Source organism: Vibrio sp. 10N.222.46.A1 (genome assembly GCF_041473595.1).
Taxonomy (GTDB): Bacteria; Pseudomonadota; Gammaproteobacteria; order Enterobacterales; family Vibrionaceae; genus Vibrio; species Vibrio tasmaniensis_A.
The window spans coordinates 1-3,851 of record NZ_JBFRSN010000187.1 but is presented as its reverse complement, the minus strand read 5'-3'; the positions used below and the strand labels follow the sequence as shown (position 1 = coordinate 3,851).

At 40.1% G+C, this 3,851-nt stretch carries 3 protein-coding genes; 2 read left to right on the top strand and 1 reads right to left on the bottom strand.

Annotated features, from left to right (window positions below):
• Window positions 1-21: 21 nt before the first annotated feature.
• The gene (locus AB4496_RS06460; RefSeq protein ID WP_102258051.1) at window positions 22-729 is read right to left on the bottom strand and encodes a KilA-N domain-containing protein; all 708 of its coding nucleotides are present in this window, start codon (window positions 727-729) and stop codon (window positions 22-24) included.
• A gap of 518 nt (window positions 730-1,247) precedes the next feature.
• Here AB4496_RS06460 and AB4496_RS06455 point away from each other — a divergent pair.
• Together AB4496_RS06455 and AB4496_RS06450 are read left to right on the top strand one after the other, a co-directional pair.
• The gene (locus tag AB4496_RS06455) at window positions 1,248-2,528 is read left to right on the top strand and encodes a hypothetical protein (protein ID WP_102258052.1); all 1,281 of its coding nucleotides are present in this window, start codon (window positions 1,248-1,250) and stop codon (window positions 2,526-2,528) included.
• A 250-nt stretch (window positions 2,529-2,778) separates the two neighbouring features.
• On the top strand, window positions 2,779-3,851 hold a 1,073-nt coding region (locus tag AB4496_RS06450), incomplete at its 3' end, for an EAL domain-containing protein (protein WP_372130703.1).

Genomic DNA, 3,851 nt, shown 5'->3' with positions numbered 1-3,851 from the left:
CCGCCATTTTTGCCGCCACTTTTACATAACCCTGTTCATCAACGAATTATGATTTCGGCTTAACGCCATTACATCATCTACCAACTTCTCGAGTTGCTTTTGCTGCATTTGCATTCGGCCTTGGAAGCTTTGGTATTCACTTTCATCCACTAATGCTAGCCCGTGTTCTCTCGCTTGCTGCTTGAGTAACTGCAGTTCTGGGATTTGACTACGCAATTCATTTTCTAAGTCTTGTTTAAGTACTCTTTTTGCCAATGCGTGTTCAAAACCATGCTCTTGTGACCAAGTATTGGTATTGAATACGGCATTGTAGTGCACATGAACATTTTGGCTTGTTACGTTTTTCGCCTTCGCCAATTCAAAGATTAAGTCGTTTAAGGATAGGTCTTGCGGAACAGTTGGAGTAGGAAGTGCTAGAGCTGTGGGCATACTGTCGAACGCACGAATGGCATTTAGGTGGAACTTTGGGCTAATCCACATTGCGTATGAGTAGACCAATTCTTTGCATACCCAAGTCCCCGCATCACTACCGTCACGTTTGGTATTTATAGCAAAGCAGGAATTACTGCTTTGCTCAATTTCATTAACCAGTTCTTGAGTTTGCTGATTCTTGATAAAAATACTTGGACGATGTCGATTGTGTCCACCACTCGCTTTATGCAGATCGTTTAGCGAATACAAATTATCGAGTGTGCGAATGTCTTTAGAAAAGATTGTTAAATTTGGCATGGTTGCCTCCTTGGGGATGATCTTTAAATCACCACACAAAGGGACTAATCTTCGGGTGGTGAGCTGAACAAGGTTAGTCCTACCGCTCCCAAGGTTACGGCCAGCCGAAGCTGCCTCGCCCAGCCCACCATAATGCTGATAGTACGTTTTATAAGTAAAGCGACTATGTTCAGGTGTGCTGAAGCTGCACATAAAAAACCAGCAAAAGCTAGCGTCTATGCGCCTTGGGTGTATATTGCGGGGGACTAATCCCGACACTGGATTTTGCCAGTGCCGTTACAGATTAACGATGTGGAAGATCGGTGTCAAACGTTTAATAACGTTGCATATTGTATAGAGCGCGGTTCTTACAATCAGCTTGCCTCACCCATGAACGTAGACAGAATCGAGACAAAAACAACTCCAGAGCACACACGCAGTTCCAGAGTCACACTAAATTATTAACTAATTTAGATTCGTTTTATTTGTAACTATTGTAATTTTAGCCACCCATACAAATACGAATGATAATAATTATCATGAATTGTTTAAAGAAAATAATAGTTTCCTCATTTTTCCTCTCACCAATACATTGTTATTCTACAGAAATTATAGGGGAAGCTTTTCAATCGAATGACTCTTACGAAAATAAGATTAGAGATAACAAATCGTTAGAGTTAGAAGCCCCTGACTGTACTGGCAACTCCTCTTGGATTGATTACCCTTCCTTACCTCAAGAGCCTACAGAAACGAGTAAATCCGATATTAATTGCAGTTTTATGCAGTTTGCATGGCAATCTTTTGCTTATTATACCAGTGACAAGACACCGGGTTTATTCTTGAATATGATGCCGAAAGACAGAATATTTAAAGAGATACCCGATAGTTGGGACAATAAAGGTGATCAAGGATTAGTACAAAGTGAGATCCTTCAAGCCGGCTCTAATTTCCCATTGAACGATCAAGAAGGCAATCCGGTCTTCTATCAACAAAGTGTCAATAAAAAATTCTACAATGACATCGTCAAACACGGATTAAACAATAGCCAATGTGTCGCCGATATTGACAGTGGGAAAACACCGTTTGAAATATCCCCAGGCTCCACTGAAGTAAAAACCTCATGGAAATTAATATCTAATAACGACAACCCTGAAAAATTTTTCACTATTCATAGAGATGTTGAGATCGACGGGGCAGTAAGGAGTAATGTTCTAATGGGCTTGGTCGGGATTCATGTAGTGCGAAAAACAAGGAATCATCCTGAATTCATTTGGACCACATTTGAACACAAGGAAAACGCTCCTGATTGTGCTGATGTTCCTAACCTATCAAATTTTGAAAAATCAGGTAAATGGACATTTTTCAACCCAATGTCCTTTCAGAAAGTGAATACTTACTTCCCTGGTAAACCTACTCAAGTCTGTAGAGAAACACCCTATGGGGTTGGTGTTTTAACGAAAACTGAAGTAGCTAAAGATATAAAAGCGCTTAACGAGGCAATGTCAGATTATTACCAATCACGTAAATCTGTTTGGTCTAACTACTTCCTTGTGGGCACATCTTGGACAGTCTCAAACGAGAGTGATTTAAATAAAGGAGAGGTGCCTCCCTCTTGGAAAAATGAAATAGGGGGTTCGAAGTTATTATCAAACAGTACAATAGAGACCTATGTCCAAAACCCTCAATGGTTTGCTTTAGTGCATCCTAAAGAAGATAGGGGCTGTTTTGCTTGTCATAAATATGACCCTTTAACAAAGAAAGCCTTACATTTAAGCCATATGTTTAATGCGGCCCAAGATTACGGTCAGTGTTTTCTTTAAGGCTTGATTTAGAACCTAAAAATTGAAACTTCCTAACAAAGAGTGATCGGCTTTCCACTTTTATGATTTTACCCTTTCAGATTAAAAGGTTTTATAGAAATTAACGTTAATTAAACCGCATAATAACATTTCACAGCTCAACACAATTCGTTGGATTTATAATTATAAAGAGTTAAGTATGCGCTCCAGACACCCTTGGTTAGACCGCTTATTCAGTCCCCACCCTCAATGGGTCTATAAGACTGGTGTTATGTTATTGGCCCTGTTGTTTAGCTTATTGGCTTCATTAGCAACCAGTCTTTATCAAGTTCATAATGAAATTAAGCATGACGTCGACTACCTCGATCAAATCGTTTCTGTTGCGATTAAATATGGGCTTGAAAAACCCACTCTTTCTGAAGCCAGCGTCGCTAGCGGTGAATGCTCCACTGACACAATAGAGCAGTTAGAGAAGCTTTATGTGTCGCATCTACTTATGTCGATACCCATCGTTAATCTTGATAAGCAGAAACCTTATACCTATTGCTCTCCTTTCGGCGTTGAGCAATTTGAACAACGTAATTTTAAGAACTTACTCAGTACACAATTAAAAGGGGAAATGTGGCGTTTAGCGATTTATTCTCTCTCCACAACCCCAAAACATCCCCCCTATTTATACGGTTCGAATGGACAATATGGCTTCCTCTTTCCATTACGCACGGAATACCTTTTTCTTGAAAATGATTTAGACCATCAACGCTCTATTCGTTTATCTTTACCAAAAGAAAATTACACTATCCTTGAAATAGGCAGTTTGCCCAATGCTGATCGCCTGTACTCGAACTCAGTTGCTTCAAACTATCTTCCTCTTACCTTTGAATCCTCCGTCTCTGCCTCACGAGTGCTTTCGAAGTTTAAGCAAAACTTGTGGCCGGTCACCACTTTACTCTTTATGATTTCACTCACCATTCTTTGGTTATGTGTTTCCTATTGGCATGCAAAAAAAGAAATTGCTCTTCAAAAAGCGGTTCGAGACGCCCAGTTTTTCCCCTATTATCAACCCATTGTAGACGCACAAACAGGTAAAATGCTCGGTGTCGAAGCTTTACTCCGATGGCTTCCCTCTGATGGCCGCGTCATAGAACCAAGCAAGTTCATCCATTATCTAGAGCAAAGTGGGGATATCATTCCAACAACAGAAAATCTCATTACAACCATTTACCGCGACTTATCGTCTTTGATGAGTCAAAACGCTGAGTTTTATTGCAGTGTCAACATCACTCCTCTGCACCTACAAAATGACGATTTTTACCACTATTTAAAGCGGTTTCAGCATGACTACTC